We start from the raw sequence: 15,177 nt of genomic DNA on the forward strand, positions 1-15,177 counted from the left end.
GTGAAAAATTGCAGCAGTTAATGGAGGCTCCGGCGGAGATCAAGGTAAAAACCAGGAAATTTTCGCTGACAAAAGGAACCATAAAGATCAGTTTTGAGCTGGAAGGATCCAGAGGAAGGATCCGTTCCCTGAAGCTGAAACAGCGAAATACAGTGCTGGATACAAGCTTTCCTTTTGAAATGCAGACAGCAAAAAAAGGAAATACGATCGTGTATCATGCACAGATCAATGTAGATCAGTATCCGATGGAAACCGCATTCTGGGATGTGGTGGCATCTGTGGATAAAGAAGGAAAAGGAAATTATGAGGATGCGATCCTGGGAGGCTTAAGTTCAAAACTTAAACTTAAGCTGATTCTTTTTCCAAGATGGACCAGAACCGGGGATGGGCATATGGTTTATCCATTTGTTAACGGAGCAAGGCAGTTTACCATTCAATACCGGAAATATGATCCGAAATATGACAGCTATGCATTTATAGCAAAAGAATTTCTTGCATTATTCTGCTATTTTATCCTGAAACCTTACTGGGATCACAAGAAATTATGGCTGATCTGCGAGAAATATTGTACAATGGCACAGGACAACGGCCTCTATTTTTTTCGGTACTGTATGGAGCATGTACCGGAGAAGGACAGAAGTCGGATTTTTTATGTAATAGATAAAAAATGTCCGGATTATCAGGCCGTAAAAGAGTATGATGCCAATGTGATCCAGTTCATGTCATTTAAGTACATGATCTATCTCAGCGCTGCCCGGTATCTGATATCTACTGATGCGATCCGGCATTTTTATATCTGGGATTCGCCCAACAGCATCTACAAGGTTCTGTATCAGGCACGGAAGAACATCGTATTTCTCCAGCATGGAGTGATGGGCTTCAAGCAATGCCACAGGACCTTCCATAAAGGCGGAGGCAATCAGATGGCACTGTTTGTGGTGTCTTCAGGTTATGAACAGAAGATCATCCATGATTATTTCGGATACGATAATGAAGAGATCATCATTACCGGACTAGCCAGGTGGGATGTGCTGGAGGACAAGTCAGATCCGACTCATAAAGAGATCCTGCTGATGCCTACATGGAGAAACTGGCTGGAGGATATCAGCGAGGATCAGTTCAAAAAAAGTGAATACTATCAGCGTTATAAAGCATTTCTGCAGGATGAGAGGCTTAAGACTCTTCTGGAAAAGGAGGATATCACGCTGAATTTTTATATCCATCCGAAATTCCGGGAACATATCCGGAGCTTTCAGGTGGAAGACAGGCATATCCGTCTGATCCCATTTGGGACCATGCCGCTGAATCAGCTTCTGATGAGCTGCCATATGCTGATCACCGATTATTCTTCTGTTTCCTGGGATGTCTACTATCAGGAAAAACCGGTGATATTTTATCCTTTTGATCTGGAAACCTATGAGAAAGTCCAGGGAAGCTATATGGACTATAAAAAAGATGTTTTCGGAGATCTGGCATGGGATCAGAACCAGCTGGTGGATCTTATCGGAGAATATGTGAGGAACGGATTCCGTGAAAAACCGGAATTTTCAGGAAGGAGAGATGAGCTTCTTCCCTACAGGGACAATGACAATAGCAAACGAATCTATGAATATATAGCCAATGCTCAAATACCGGACAAACTGAAAAGAAGGCTGAAAGAGAAAAAATTTTAATGTAAGGATACAAAAGGAGCAATATGAACAGGGAGTATGAATTTTCAGTAGTTGTTTTTGCAAAAGATACCGCAAAGCTTTACAGAACCTTTAAAAATGTACGTGAGGTCACACCTAAAGGAACGGTACAGATCCTTGCAGTACGCACAGCAGGAGATATGGATATCCCTGATGAACGGGACATGAGGGAGTTGGAAGAAGCCGGAGAAAAGGAGAAAGAGCTCAAGGACGAAGAGCTGGATAAGATCTACGGAGCGTTCAATCCGGAAGATTCCCGTTTCCGGGAGATGCTGGATGACAGGGATCTTTTATATATTGACGGACTGGAATGCGGGGATCTTGTGGCAGAGCTGAAGGATAAGATAGCCGGAAACTATGTCGTTTTTGCAAAAGCCGGAATCTGTTTTTCCCCAAAATCCAGTGCAGAGGTCAGACGCTGCTTTGAGGAAGACAACAGAGATGTTGTCATAACAAAGATCCGTGGAAAAGGAAATATCCATGTGCGGGAGCATAATAACTACTGTGACCGTTTCACCGAAAAAACAACGCTGGATAACAATGTATATCTTCTGCATCAGTTGTATGCCGCTTATACATTTGCAGCAGATCAGGTGAAATGGGTATCCGAGATCCGTCCGGAGATATGGTATCTGGATGTGATGACTATGGTATATCAGTCCGTTGTAAGCTGCCGGAGTCTGGGAGTGACTTCAGGGGAAGATATCTATGTGCAGATCCTTGCGGACCATCTCATGGTGGAGGACTGGAAGAATATGCTGCAGGATCCGAAGCAACTGGAAGTATTTTATCAGGAATTTTTCCGAAAGATCGCAGACTGCAGAAGAAAAGAAAATCCTGTTCATGAAAAAAATGCAGATTATGTGCTGCTGTATTACAGCGCAAAAATGGCTGATATCATATTTGATAACGAGGAGCTTGATGAAGAGAAAAAATGCAGATATGAGGAAGACATCGAAAGCTTCCTGAAACAGATGGAGTTTCCGGAGATCGTGATGTCCAATCAGCATCTCAGCAGGGCAAACAAAGTATATCTTCTCCGGAAATATTATCCGGATATCCGAAAAAAATTCCCGGATCAGGCGGACACGATCCTGAATCCCATATATGATAATCTTAATGTCAAGATATTCCAGCCGGAAAAAGACCAGCTGCACTGTGAATTTTCCATTGTGGAGCCTGTGAGCAGGACAAACCGTGCATATATGATGACTGGTGGCAGCACCTATGAAGCCAGATGGAAATATACACTGGGAAGAACCGGCTGGTGCAGGGAAGAAAGTGCCGTTGAGAAGCTGTATATCGTGGACATTCCGCTTTCTGAGATCAGGGAGTTTATCAGCTGGGGTACAGGCACAGATGGACATGTAAATAAAATGTACAATATTTCCTACGGAAAATATGTGCCATTTACAAAGAAGCTGCCGCTTTTCCTTCATATAGAGGATAAGCTTCTGTATCTTAACGAAAAAGTCCGGATGATCCGTGGAGAGGATCAGGAAGATGCAAAAGTTCTGGGCCATCAGTATGAAGTAACTGTAGAGCCATACAGCCAGAGCAGAGAGAAACAGCTGAAGAAAAAACGCACCAAAGCAATATTTTCTCAGGGAAAGGCCGGAAAAAAGGCAGTTCTCGTGCGTAAGCTCTACGAGATGCAGAAGGCAAAGCAGAAAAAGCAGATCTGGCTGATCTCCGATCGTACAACACGCGGAGATGACAACGGCGAAGTGATGTTCCGCTATCTCTGCGCCAATCCGGACCCTACGGTGGAGCCTTATTTTGTAGTCAACAAGGATACACAGGATTATGTGGAAATGAGGAAGCTTGGAAAGGTTGTGGAGCCTTTTTCCTGGAAGCATAAGCTTCTGTTCCTGCTGAATGAATTTTCACTGTCCTCCCAGGCTAACAAACCGGTGATCAATCCTTTTGGAAAGCTGGAGTATCTGTACCGCGATATCATCTATGACAAAAAGCTGGTATTTCTGCAGCATGGTGTTACCAAAGACAACCAGTCCAAGTGGCTGAACAAATACAACCGTAATCTTTTCGGATTTATCGTCAGCACAAAGCCGGAGTATGATTCTGCCTTTACCTATGACTATTTTTATCCGGAAAAAAATATCTGGCTTACGGGAATGCCACGTTATGACCGTCTGGTCCATGATGAACGCAAGTATGTGACGGTGATGCCTACCTGGCGCAAGAGCCTTTCCTCAGGAACCGATGCCAGAGGAGTATGGCAGCTTGGAAAAGAATTTCAGGAAAGCGAATACTTCCATTTTTATGATGATCTTCTCAACAACGAAAAACTTCTGGGAGCGGCAGAGAAATACGGATATACCATCTGCTTCATGCCTCACCCAAATACCATTGACGGCCTGCATATGTTCCGCCATGATCCACGGGTAAAATTTATGGATTCGTCTTATTCCTACAAGGACATTTTTGCCCAGACAGATCTGATGATCACGGACTATTCTTCGGTTGCCTTTGATTTTGCATACCTGAGAAAACCCATCGTATACTCCCAGTTTGACAGAGACAGCTTTTTCAGTGGTGCGCATTCCTACACAGAGGGATACTTTGACTATGAGAGAGATGGCTTTGGAGAGGTGGAACATACACTGGACGGAACTGTGGAACGGATCATTGAATATATGGCAGACAGCTGTCAGATGAAAGAGGAATATCGGAAACGAATGGATGAGACCTTTGCATTTAATGACCGTAACTGTTCCAAACGTGTGTATGAGAGGATCATCGAGAATCGGTAATATGGAGGTTGGATTTTGGAAGGAAAGCAGGCAATAAAGTTTGATAAATATAATTCTCAGGCGATAAAGGGCATTGCCATTGTTATGATGCTGTTCCATCATATGTATCTGAGTCAAGACAGATTTGAGGGACTGAATGTTGTTTTCACTCCGTTTTCGGCAGATCGGATCATGTATCTGTGCAGAACATTTAAGATCTGTGTACCGATCTATGCATTTATTTCCGGATACGGACTGTATCTCAGTTACAGAAAAAATAATTCCACACCTGGTAAGTGGACAGCCAAAAGACTGATAAAAACAATGGGAGGGTTCTGGATCATATGGGGGCTTTCTGTTGTGATCTTACAGCTTTATAACGGCTATGCCGTGACCAGATATTTCGGAAACGGAAATATTGCCAAAGGTGTTAGCGCAATGGTGCTGGATTTTTTTGGTCTGGCGAAACTTTTCGGAACTTCGACTCTGAACGGAACCTGGTGGTATATGAGCGCGGCGATCATTTTTATCATCTGCGTGCCGCTGTTTATGATAAAGGAAGAATATCTGGTATTTATTCTTGTGGCTGTTGCGGCATTTCCGCGGACAATTTCCATGGAGGTTATGGGAATTACAGGTATTTATGCATTTTTACCGGTATTTCTCATGGGAATGTGTGTAGCCAAGTATGATTTGTTTAACCGATGGTTTAGGATATGGAATGTTGGAGTGAAGCATGTTTTCAAATTTCTTCTGGAACTTCTTGCGGTGTTTATTTTGTATAAAGCCTACAGAACTTTGCCGCTGAAGGTATACAGTGAGATCCACTGGGGTGTGTATCCAATTGTATTTATGGCATTTTGCTGCGAATTTATTAATGTTATTCCGGGAGTGCGACAGATTTTACTGTTTCTCGGAAAACATTCCATGAATATATTTCTGATACATACATTTATAAGACAATATTCTTTTGTGTATGTGAGTGGATATTTTCTGACCAATACACTGACGCTTCTGCTGGCTTCACTGGCCGTGTCCATAGCGCTGGAATGGCTGAAAAAGGTAAGCGGATACAACCGCCTGATCCAGAACATCTGTGTGAAAATAGGATAATAAAGATAAAGGAGAAAGACCTGTCATCGTCTGTGGCAGGTCTTGTTAAAGTATGAAAGCAAAGAAAATAGTTTGTATATATTGGATGATATTAGTAATGATTTTTGGAGGCATTATTGGTATCAGAAGTACAGAGATAAAGGTCGAGGCTGCTGAAAGAACAGTACGATTTTGGGATAACAGTGGAAATTATCTTCAGAAATCCGGCGGAAACTGGTATCTGAAAGATTCAAAGAAGCGAAAACTTAGCGGATTGCGTTATTTGTCAATTCCAAAGACAGAGTTTTTAAAAACAGGATTTTATATGTTTGACAAAAACGGAAAACTTTTGAGAAAACAATCCGTGTATTATTTCGATAAAAAGACAGTTTCTGGTGTCCGCTTTGATAAATACCACATCACAGACTCCAATGGAAGAATTTCAAAGGGAGAGCGTGGCTTTGTAAACGTAGCTGAACAGAACGTGCGGGGCAAAAAAATTATCGCAGGCATTTATTATGTGGAAGCGTACGGAAAACTGGCTGATCGTGGAACAGTACGTTATATAAGACAGAGAAGATTCGGTGGGCGTAATTTTAAAAGTGGTTATTATTATTTCTATGGAACCGGAAGAATCTGCATGCGTCCGTCTTTTCATAAAATGAACAAAACAGTTCAGGGAAAAAAGTTTAACGGAATCTATTATTTTGGCAATGATAACGGAAGAATGGCACAGAAGGCAGGGTGGGTAACCTGTGATGGCCAGCAATATTATGTAGATCAAAATGGAAAAATGCTGGTGAACCGGTGGAAAGATGGCTATTACCTGAAATCTAACGGAACCATTGCGAAAAATATGAAAACACCGGATGGTCAGTATGTGGACTGGAGGGGAAGAAAAAGTACAAGATCAGAGTATGCCTTAAGTGAGTTTAAATCGGAATTAGAGAGTTTTGCTTCTGCCTACGGTGGAAACTGGTCTGTTTATATAAAAGATCTGAAAACAGGAAATGTTGTAAATATAAATGATCAGGAAATGTATCCGGCAAGTACGATCAAGGCGTTTGTGATGGCATCCGTCTATGATCAGATTCGTCAGGGAAAAATGCAATACAGCTCCGGTGTGTACAGCTTGCTGTGGGATATGATCACTGTCAGTGATAATGAATGTTATAATGAACTGGTAAGGCGTCAAGGGGGTGGAAGCTTTGTAGGAGGAACGGCTGTAGTGAACCAATATCTTCGAAAGAACGGTTACAAAAATACCGGCTGCCACAGTTCCTTGCATCCATCTTCTTCAGCCTGGAGCAGTGATGGGTGGCGTAACACGGCATCTGCAAAAGATTGTGGGATGCTTTTAGAAAAAATCTATAGAGGTCGGTGCGTTTCTCAACAGTATTCCAGAGAAATGTTAAATCTTTTACTGCATCAGACGAAACGATACAAAATTCCATCAGGCCTTCCGGCAGGTGTAGTGTGTGCGAACAAAACGGGTGAAACAAGCTCAGTTCAGCATGATATGGCGATCATCTATGGAAAGAAAACAAATTATGTATTATGTATATTTTCTGAAGGAGCTTCCGAAGATCATTTACTGCACGGAATCCGTTCGATTTCTTCAAGAGTATATCAATATCTGAATAAATAAAGATCAGCCAGCAGTCATGAGCTCGGGGGCCTTCCTTGATTCGGTAAAAATAAGGAGCATTCATGAACGTGCTGGCTGATTTTGTATTATCATCAAAGAAATGGTTGCGGAAGAATTTCACAGATAAGATTTTTCTTTATCCTTTAATATGCCGGATGTTTCCGGTATCTGTGGTATCGTAGCCGGTCTGGAGAGACAAGAACCGACGGAAAGGTTCGGATGCAATGGTTTCCGCTACGGCCTGAAAGCCGGGGGTGCTCAGATTTTTAGTCTGCATAACCAGGAAGAGTGATTCCTGGCAAACAGGAAGAAAATCCAGCTCCGGAAAGCTTCTCGCTACACAGGCCTCGCCAAGAGCTATGTCTGCCTGTCCGCCAGCCACCGCAGCAGCCGTGGAGTGATCGGTAACAAGCTCATTTCGATATCCGGATATGGAATCCGGTGAAATTTCGGAAGATAGAAGTGTACGGTCAAGAAGGATACGACGGCTGCTTCCTTTTTCGCGGTTCGCAAAAATAATATCTGCCCGTGTAAGATCAGAAAATCCCCGGATATTCTTGGGATTTTCTTTTTTTACATAGAAGCCGACGGGATACTGACACAGAGAGATCACAGTCAGTGGGATACCGGGTACAAGGCTATGGATATCTTCCGGTGAGGCGGATGCACAGGCAATGTGGACTTTTTCAAAATAAAGAGAATACAGTCCGTTGTAGGTATTCATGTGAGATTGCAGAATCGGCAGACTGTCCGGGTGTGTGGGAAGCTGATTCAGGAGAAGATCCAGAGCCGGAGAAGCCTGCCCGCTGATGATCAGTCCACTGGAATGCAGAAGATAATCTCTTTTCAGAAGAGAACTTTCCGGCTGATAATTGTGAGACTGAACAGAAGAGGAAGAACATTCCGGACTATTAAGATACTGAGACAACTGTTCCTCGCTGACCCGCAGTTGTTTACCGACTTTGGAGGATGGCAGCTCTCCCCGCTTGATCAGGTCATATACCGTTGACTTTTTGATCTTCAGCTTATCTGCCACTTCCTGGGCTGTGTAAACCTTATTCATCGATACCTACCATAACATTGGTTGCTTTGATGACTGCGTAAGCATCAGATCCTACTTTCAGTCCAAGTTCTTCCACCGCCGCACAGGAGATGGTAGCAGTGATGATATTTCCACCACCGATATCGATAGAAACGATGGAATTTACAGCTCCCTGGTTGATGTTGATGATTTTTCCTTTTAACTGATTACGTGCACTGAGTTTCATAGGTAATTCTCCTTTTCTTGAATATTGAATGAACCGGATCAGGCAAGTTCTATGCTTCCGTTGTACAGAGCAATGAACATGATGTGGGATTTGTCCGTATCAGGAGTGCTGCAAGCCATTCATGATAAGAAACGAAGCCTGTCAGCTATGCATTTATGATAGCACTTGTAGAGAAAAACAGCAATGCCTTATAGCTTGACAAGAAACTTTCCTTTCGGTAAAATTATACGAAACAATTCAAAACTAAACAAAACTGAATGAAACGGAAAAGGAGAGAAGCAAAAGATGAAGAAAAAAATCTTAGCAGCTCTTACCGCGGGAATTTTAACAACAGGCCTTATGACCGGAACTGTTTTTGCAGCAGACAAAGAAGTGAAAGGTGATGAGAACCTGAAGGGAGAGGTTTATGCTTTTATCGCTGCCAGCCTCAGCAATTCCATGGAGGAGATCCAGAAGGATTTCAATGAGCTTTATCCGAATATAACAATCTATTACAGTGCAGACAGCTCAGGTACACTGCAGACACAGATCGAGGAAGGTGCACGCTGCGATCTTTTCTTTTCAGCAGCAGATAAACAGATGGATGCCCTCACAGAGGAAAAACTAACAAAGGAAGACACCGTCAAGGATCTTCTTGAGAACAAAGTCGTTCTGATCAAACCAAAGGACGGAGAGACAAAGGTAACAGGATTCGAGAATATCACAGACGCTGAGAATCTGGCGCTTGCAGGAGAGGATGTTCCGGTGGGACAGTACTCCCGTGAGATCTTTAGCAATCTTGGAATCATGGACGATGTAAACAAAATGGAGATCAACGAGTGCAAGAATGTAACGGATGTACTTGCAGCAGTCAGTGAAGGAAGTAATGAGGTTGGTGTTGTATATGCGACAGATGCTGCATCTGTTACTGATAAAGTAGATATCATCGCAGAGGCGCCGGCAGACAGCCTTAAGACGCCGGTTCTTTATCCTGTGGGACTTATCGAGGACAAGGAAGCATCTGAAGACGATACAAAGGCAGCAGAGGTTTTTCTTGATTATGTAGAGTCTGACGCAGCGATCAAGGTATTTGAGGACTATGGATTTACAGCATATGAGGCTGAGGACAGCACAGCTTCCGCAGACAGCACATCCAAATGAGTATGATGTAGAAAATCGGCAGTAAATACTGAAACACAGTAAATGCTGACACAGGAATGAAATATGGCAGAATTTTTGAGCGAAATAAATTGGAGTCCTCTGTGGATTTCCTTAAAAACAGGTCTGGCAGCGACAGTGATCGCTTTTTTTCTGGGAATATTCTTTGCCCGAAAGATTATGAAACTGAAGCCGGGAGCCAGAGCAGTACTGGACGGGATCCTTACTCTTCCGTTGGTACTTCCTCCTACAGTGGCTGGATTTTTTCTGCTTCTGATCTTCAGCCTGAAAAGGCCCTTCGGAAGCTTTCTTCTGGATAATTTTGATATTAAGATCGTGCAGACCTGGAAGGGCTGTGTGATTGCAGCGGCAGTGATCGCATTTCCGCTGATGTACCGCAATGCACGGGCTGCTTTTGAACAGGTGGATATAAATCTTATCCATGCAGGTCAGACTCTGGGGATGAGCGACAGCCGGATATTCTGGCGGGTAGTTATGCCGGCGGCAGGACCGGGGATTGCATCCGGAACAGTGCTGGCATTTGCACGCGCGATCGGAGAATATGGCGCAACCTCCATGCTTGCCGGAAATATCCTTGGAAAAACCAGAACAGTTTCTGTTGCCATTGCATCAGAGACAGCAGCCGGAAATTACGGAACTGCAGGATTCTGGGTCATTGTGATCGTGCTGATATCCTTTGTGATCGTGGCATTGATCAATATCGTATCCGGAAGAGGAATGAAGACAAGAAGGTGGATCTGATGGCAGTCAAAGTAAATATCGAAAAAAACTTCCGTGATTTTTCCCTGAAGGTGAATTTTGAAGGCAGTTCGGCATCCATTGGGCTTCTTGGTGCTTCCGGCAGCGGAAAAAGCATGACCTTACGTTGTATTGCAGGGATCGAAACACCGGATAAGGGAAGAATCGTCATCAATGGAAAAACAGTGTTTGATTCTGAAAAGGGGATCAATTTGAAACCGCAGAAGCGACGGATCGGATATCTGTTTCAGAATTATGCTTTGTTCCCAACCATGACAGTGGAACAGAATATCCGCTGCGGTTATCGTGGGGAAAAATCCTCCGCCAGGGAAAAGGTGGCAGATCTGATTCGGCGATATCATCTGGAGGGGCTGGAGAAGCGCCTGCCCTCACAGCTTTCCGGCGGACAGCAGCAGAGAGTGGCACTGGCCAGAATGATGATCGGAGAGCCGGAAGCTATTCTTCTGGATGAGCCGTTTTCCGCACTGGACGGTTACCTGAAGGACGTGCTCCAGCGGGAGATGCAGGATTTCCTCAAGGACTATCCGGGAGATATGATCCTTGTGACACACAGCAGAGATGAGGCCTATAAATTCTGCAGGGAGCTTTCCATTGTACATGAAGGCAGGATCATTGTGACAGGGGAGACAAAGCAGCTGTTTGAGAGACCGGGACTTCTGGAAGCAGCAAAGCTTACCGGATGTAAGAATTTTTCCAGAGCGGAGAGACTGGGACCTCACGAGATCTATGCGGCGGACTGGAAAATGAAGCTCCGTACCGAAGAAAACGTAGATGAGGACATTACTTACGTAGGGATACGCGGCCACTGGATCCGCCCGGAATCAAAGCCGGGTGAGAACTGTATGGCAGTGCGGGTAGAACAATACATAGAAACTACATTTGAACATCAGTATATGATCCGGAACAAAGTGGAAGAGAATGCTGCCGGATTATGGTGGATGCGTCCCAAAAACAGCTTTACGGAGGATCCGGATAAAGATCTTCCGGAATATCTGTATCTTCCACCGGAGCATCTGATGTTGCTGAAATAAAAAAGCCCGGAAACAGACATTATCTGCTGTTTCCGGGGCTTTTTTGTGTTCCGGCATTTTGGATGGATTTTTACGGGCAGAATTTATTTTCCATGATTTCCGGAGTAGGTGATGTAATCGGACACCATCATGGCAAGCTTGAAGGCCAGTGCATCCTCAAAGGTACGGATATCCAGGCCAAAACGTTTCTGCAGCTTTTCAAAACGGTATACCAGAGTATTCCGGTGCACATAGAGCTGTCTGGAAGTTTCAGAAAGGTTCAGGTTATTTTCAAAGAAGGTCCGGATGATATTGAGGGTTTCGTCGTCAATAGATTCCAGGGATTCTTCTCCGAAGATCTCGCCTACAAACATGTTGCAGACCTGAGTGGGAAGCTGATAGATCAGACGGCCAATGCCCAGCCGGTTGTAACCGAAAACGTTTTTGTCAGCATAAAAGATCTTGCCGACCTCCAGAGCAGTGCGGGCTTCCTTGTAGGCGTCGGAAAGCTCCATGATATCATCTGCAACATTGCTGTAGGAAACCCAGGCAGAAGTCATGGCTTCTGTATTGAGCATATCCACCAGCATGCAGGCGATACCATCCAGCTCTTCGTAGCTTTCGGTGTTCTGAAGCTCACGTACTACGATGATGCCGGAATCATCCAGTGCAGTGATAAAATCCCGTGTACGGGCAGAAAAGATGTTACGGATGGTAGCAAGGGCATTTTCGTCCTTGTGCTGCTTGGTTTCTACAAGAAATACCGCACGGCGGGCAGTAGGTGTGATATGAAGACGGGCAGCCTTGTTAAAAGCCTCTACCTGGGAATAGCGGTTCAGGAGAAGATTCTGCATAAAGGAGTTCTTGTCTGTTTTTTCCGTATAGGCGGTTAGGAGACTTTCTACCTGGCAGACAGCAAGCTCTCCGATGGTAGAAGCCTGCTCTCCGGAGCCCCATACGATCAGAAGCATATTGCTCTGAGGTGCGTTGTTCAGCTTGTACAGACTGCAGCTGTGATTGGAGATGCATAAGGCAGGATCCTCCCGGAACTGAGCAAGCTTTTCAGAAGAAGGAAGTCGGCGGTTCCCTGTGGAAATGTATATCTGGTCATTTTCATCCAGAATACAGAAATCAAGACCGCTGATCCGGTTCCAGTCATCCAGAGATTTTTGAATTGTTTGCTGTATTTTCATAAAAAGCGTCCTTTCTGATGTAAAATAAAACTAGTGAAATAAAAAGAAAACCCCGGGAAATCATATCCCCGGGGTTACATTCTGTTTTTATGATTCGATGAGAATTAGTTTGTGATAGTAAGCTCTGTCTCTTTGTCGAAGAAGTGAGCTTTCTCCATATCGAATGCAAATCTGATCGGATCACCGGTCTTAGCTGTTGTACGAGGATCAACTCGTGCTGTAACCTGAGTTCCGTCAACATCGAAGTACAGGAATACTTCAGCACCAAGAAGCTCGTAAACTTTAACTACGGAGTTCATTGGTTTGCTTGGAGATGTCTCAAGGAACATCTGAGAATCATGGATATCCTCAGGACGGATACCAAGAACAACTTTCTTTCCAACATAGCCTTTATCTTTCAGGACTTTAGCTTTAGCTGCCGGAACGATAACCTCATGCTCACCACCGATCGTAGCAACTACATTACCGCCTTTCTCGGAGATAACAGCATCAAGGAAGTTCATCTGCGGAGATCCCATGAATCCAGCAACGAAGAGGTTACCTGGTTTCTGATACAGGTTCTGTGGTGTATCAACCTGCTGAACAACACCGTCTTTCATAACAACGATTCTGGTACCAAGTGTCATAGCCTCTGTCTGGTCATGTGTTACATAGATGATTGTAGCACCAAGTCTCTGATGAATCTTGGAGATCTCGATACGCATCTGTACACGAAGTTTAGCATCCAGGTTGGAAAGAGGCTCATCCATAAGGAATACCTTAGGATTACGAACGATAGCACGTCCCATAGCAACTCGCTGTCTCTGACCACCGGAAAGAGCCTTCGGTTTACGATCAAGAAGCTTGTCAAGGTCAAGAATTCTTGCTGCTTCACGAACAGCCTTGTCGATCTGGTCCTTCGGAACTTTACGAAGCTTAAGTCCGAATGCCATGTTATCATAAACTGTCATATGAGGATACAGAGCGTAGTTCTGGAATACCATTGCGATATCACGGTCCTTAGGCTCAACATCGTTCATGACTTTGTCACCGATCTTAAGTGTACCACCGCTGATCTCCTCAAGACCTGCGATCATACGAAGTGTTGTAGATTTTCCACATCCGGATGGTCCTACGAAGATGATGAATTCTTTGTCTTCAATCTCCAGGTTGAAATCTTTAACTGCCTGGAAGCCGTTCGGATAAGTTTTATTAATGTGAGATAATGATAAACTTGCCATTGTTGTTTCCCTCCAAAATTAATATATTGTTTTTACGTAATTTCCTTTGCTGGTTAACAGTATATCGAAAATGAGGGAAAAGGGCTAGAGCTGAATCGTACAAAGTTTCCGGCAGTTTCTTGTCATTCTGACGAAAAAATGAAAGGGGATTTTTCGTCATTTTGTCAAAACGACGGTTTCCAGTGTACCGTAACGCAGAATCTTCAATATGTAAAAAAAGTTCAAATAAGTTATTTACAGCTAACTGAAGTTGGAGTATACTAACTTATTAGATAAAAGAAAAGTTTTCTCAATAAAGGAGGGATCAGAATGCATATTGCAGAAGCTGAAACAGAAGAGAAAAAAACAGGATGCTACCGTCATACAGAGATGCAGAGGGATCTTATTATAGAGAAACTGAAGGAGAAGGGATTCCGCATCACCAGACAGAGAAAGATCCTTCTGGATATTATCCTGGAGGGAGAGTGCTCCTGCTGTAAGGAAATCTATTACAGGGCTTTCGCACTGGATCCAGGAATCGGTGTGGCCACAGTATATCGTATGATCAATACACTGGAGTCCATCGGTGCTATCAGCCGAAAGAATATGTATCGCGTGGCATGCAGCACAAAAGGAGCCTGTGCAGTAGAACTGGATGATGATACGATATGCCATCTGTCCGGGCAGAAGCTTAATGAAGTGATCCTTGCAGGACTTCGGGCCTGCGGAGAGATCAGTGAGCAGAATATCCGTACCCTGGCACTGCTGCCTGTTCATGAGGTCGGGTGAGTATGGAAAAGCTATGGCACAATATAATAGGAAAGAAGAGGTTTGTGCAGACTAATAATTAGACAAATTAAACTATTAGTAAAAAATAACTGTTAGGCAAAAATAACTGAAAATTCAACAAATTGTATCAAAAACACAAAAAAAACACTGGACTTTTTCTTACAGACATTTTATAATGATGAAAATATCGGGGCGGACATGAAAAAATCCTCACCGGAAATCAGAAAAAATAAAAATCATATATCAGGAGGATACTTATTATGGCAGACTTTAAATTCAAAAAATCAGGACTTTTTGCAGCAGGCGTTCTTTTCGGAACAGCAGGAATCAAGATCCTTACAAGCAAGGATGCGAAGAAGCTTTACACAGGATGCACAGCAGCCGTTTTAAGAGCTAAGGACTGCATTATGAAAACAGCTACGAATCTGCAGGAGAACGCTGAAGATATTTTCGCTGAAGCTAAGGAGATCAATGAGGAAAGAGCAGCAGCTGAAGAAGCTGTAGAGGATGTTGAGACAGAAGCAGAGGAAACTGTAGCTGAGGATGCATTCAAAGAAACAGCAGAAGAGACAGAAGAAGCAACAGAAGAGACAGCAGAAGAGACAGCAGAGTAAAGA

Annotated in this window: 13 protein-coding genes; 9 read left to right on the forward strand and 4 right to left on the reverse strand. The window is 43.7% G+C overall.

The window, feature by feature from the left end:
* Window positions 1-8 precede the first annotated feature (8 nt).
* The 4 genes from MUB50_RS12445 (at window position 9) to MUB50_RS12460 (ending at window position 7,184) form a co-directional block, all read left to right on the forward strand.
* Window positions 9-1,673, forward strand: coding sequence for a CDP-glycerol glycerophosphotransferase family protein (locus MUB50_RS12445; RefSeq protein WP_118625840.1), 1,665 nt, complete (start codon window positions 9-11; stop codon window positions 1,671-1,673).
* A gap of 23 nt (window positions 1,674-1,696) precedes the next feature.
* Window positions 1,697-4,465, forward strand: coding sequence for a CDP-glycerol glycerophosphotransferase family protein (locus tag MUB50_RS12450; protein ID WP_244791207.1), 2,769 nt, complete (start codon window positions 1,697-1,699; stop codon window positions 4,463-4,465).
* Between the two features lie 15 nt (window positions 4,466-4,480).
* Window positions 4,481-5,557, forward strand: a complete 1,077-nt coding sequence (locus MUB50_RS12455) for an acyltransferase family protein (RefSeq protein ID WP_138276563.1) — start codon at window positions 4,481-4,483, stop codon at window positions 5,555-5,557.
* A gap of 97 nt (window positions 5,558-5,654) precedes the next feature.
* Window positions 5,655-7,184, forward strand: coding sequence for a serine hydrolase (locus MUB50_RS12460; RefSeq protein WP_244791205.1), 1,530 nt, complete (start codon window positions 5,655-5,657; stop codon window positions 7,182-7,184).
* Between the two features lie 136 nt (window positions 7,185-7,320).
* Here the strand turns inward: MUB50_RS12460 and MUB50_RS12465 are convergent, their stop codons facing one another.
* Entirely contained in the window at window positions 7,321-8,247 is a 927-nt protein-coding gene (locus MUB50_RS12465) for a helix-turn-helix transcriptional regulator (RefSeq protein WP_244791203.1), read from the reverse strand.
* Window positions 8,240-8,452 carry a TOBE domain-containing protein gene (locus MUB50_RS12470; RefSeq protein ID WP_015527392.1) on the reverse strand — a complete coding sequence of 71 codons (213 nt, stop codon included), beginning with the start codon at window positions 8,450-8,452 and terminating at the stop codon, window positions 8,240-8,242. Before MUB50_RS12470 ends, MUB50_RS12465 begins: the two co-directional genes overlap by 8 nt.
* Window positions 8,453-8,737: 285 nt before the next feature.
* Here MUB50_RS12470 and modA point away from each other — a divergent pair, with 285 nt between their 5' ends.
* The 3 genes from modA (at window position 8,738) to MUB50_RS12485 (ending at window position 11,400) form a co-directional block, all read left to right on the forward strand.
* Window positions 8,738-9,592 (forward strand): molybdate ABC transporter substrate-binding protein, encoded by an 855-nt coding sequence (gene modA, locus MUB50_RS12475; protein ID WP_244791201.1) that lies wholly within the window; start codon window positions 8,738-8,740, stop codon window positions 9,590-9,592.
* 63 nt (window positions 9,593-9,655) lie between these two features.
* Window positions 9,656-10,351, forward strand: coding sequence for a molybdate ABC transporter permease subunit (modB, locus tag MUB50_RS12480; RefSeq protein WP_173753917.1), 696 nt, complete (start codon window positions 9,656-9,658; stop codon window positions 10,349-10,351).
* Window positions 10,351-11,400: a sulfate/molybdate ABC transporter ATP-binding protein gene (locus MUB50_RS12485; protein ID WP_244791198.1), complete on the forward strand. Its 1,050-nt coding sequence runs from the start codon at window positions 10,351-10,353 to the stop codon at window positions 11,398-11,400. Before modB ends, MUB50_RS12485 begins: the two co-directional genes overlap by 1 nt.
* Before the next feature lie 83 nt (window positions 11,401-11,483).
* Here MUB50_RS12485 and MUB50_RS12490 read toward each other — a convergent pair whose 3' ends face one another.
* Together MUB50_RS12490 and MUB50_RS12495 are read right to left on the reverse strand one after the other, a co-directional pair.
* Complete coding sequence (locus MUB50_RS12490; RefSeq protein WP_118625826.1) at window positions 11,484-12,572, reverse strand: PucR family transcriptional regulator; 1,089 nt, start codon at window positions 12,570-12,572, stop codon at window positions 11,484-11,486.
* A gap of 104 nt (window positions 12,573-12,676) precedes the next feature.
* Entirely contained in the window at window positions 12,677-13,792 is a 1,116-nt protein-coding gene (locus tag MUB50_RS12495) for an ABC transporter ATP-binding protein (RefSeq protein ID WP_015527387.1), read from the reverse strand.
* A 309-nt stretch (window positions 13,793-14,101) separates the two neighbouring features.
* Between MUB50_RS12495 and MUB50_RS12500 the strand changes: the two genes are divergently transcribed.
* Both MUB50_RS12500 and MUB50_RS12505 read left to right on the forward strand, forming a co-directional pair.
* Window positions 14,102-14,560, forward strand: a complete 459-nt coding sequence (locus MUB50_RS12500; RefSeq protein ID WP_227752296.1) for a transcriptional repressor — start codon at window positions 14,102-14,104, stop codon at window positions 14,558-14,560.
* 260 nt (window positions 14,561-14,820) lie between these two features.
* Window positions 14,821-15,174 (forward strand): DUF6110 family protein, encoded by a 354-nt coding sequence (locus tag MUB50_RS12505; RefSeq protein WP_118625824.1) that lies wholly within the window; start codon window positions 14,821-14,823, stop codon window positions 15,172-15,174.
* Window positions 15,175-15,177: the final 3 nt, after the last annotated feature.

It is taken from the genome of Blautia sp. NSJ-140, from assembly GCF_022868965.1.
Lineage (GTDB): Bacteria > Bacillota > Clostridia > Lachnospirales > Lachnospiraceae > Blautia_A.

Excerpts from the sequence above, each read along its gene's own strand:
- MUB50_RS12485 (WP_244791198.1), top strand. The coding sequence starts at position 10,351 with ATGGCAGTCAAAGTAAATATCGAAAAAAACTTCCGTGATTTTTCCCTG.
- MUB50_RS12500 (WP_227752296.1), top strand. The coding sequence starts at position 14,102 with ATGCATATTGCAGAAGCTGAAACAGAAGAGAAAAAAACAGGATGCTAC.
- MUB50_RS12495 (WP_015527387.1), bottom strand. The coding sequence starts at position 13,792 with ATGGCAAGTTTATCATTATCTCACATTAATAAAACTTATCCGAACGGC.
- MUB50_RS12470 (WP_015527392.1), bottom strand. The coding sequence starts at position 8,452 with ATGAAACTCAGTGCACGTAATCAGTTAAAAGGAAAAATCATCAACATC.
- modA (WP_244791201.1), top strand. The coding sequence starts at position 8,738 with ATGAAGAAAAAAATCTTAGCAGCTCTTACCGCGGGAATTTTAACAACA.
- MUB50_RS12505 (WP_118625824.1), top strand. The coding sequence starts at position 14,821 with ATGGCAGACTTTAAATTCAAAAAATCAGGACTTTTTGCAGCAGGCGTT.
- MUB50_RS12450 (WP_244791207.1), top strand. The coding sequence starts at position 1,697 with ATGAACAGGGAGTATGAATTTTCAGTAGTTGTTTTTGCAAAAGATACC.
- modB (WP_173753917.1), top strand. The coding sequence starts at position 9,656 with ATGGCAGAATTTTTGAGCGAAATAAATTGGAGTCCTCTGTGGATTTCC.
- MUB50_RS12460 (WP_244791205.1), top strand. The coding sequence starts at position 5,655 with ATGATTTTTGGAGGCATTATTGGTATCAGAAGTACAGAGATAAAGGTC.
- MUB50_RS12490 (WP_118625826.1), bottom strand. The coding sequence starts at position 12,572 with ATGAAAATACAGCAAACAATTCAAAAATCTCTGGATGACTGGAACCGG.
- MUB50_RS12465 (WP_244791203.1), bottom strand. The coding sequence starts at position 8,247 with ATGAATAAGGTTTACACAGCCCAGGAAGTGGCAGATAAGCTGAAGATC.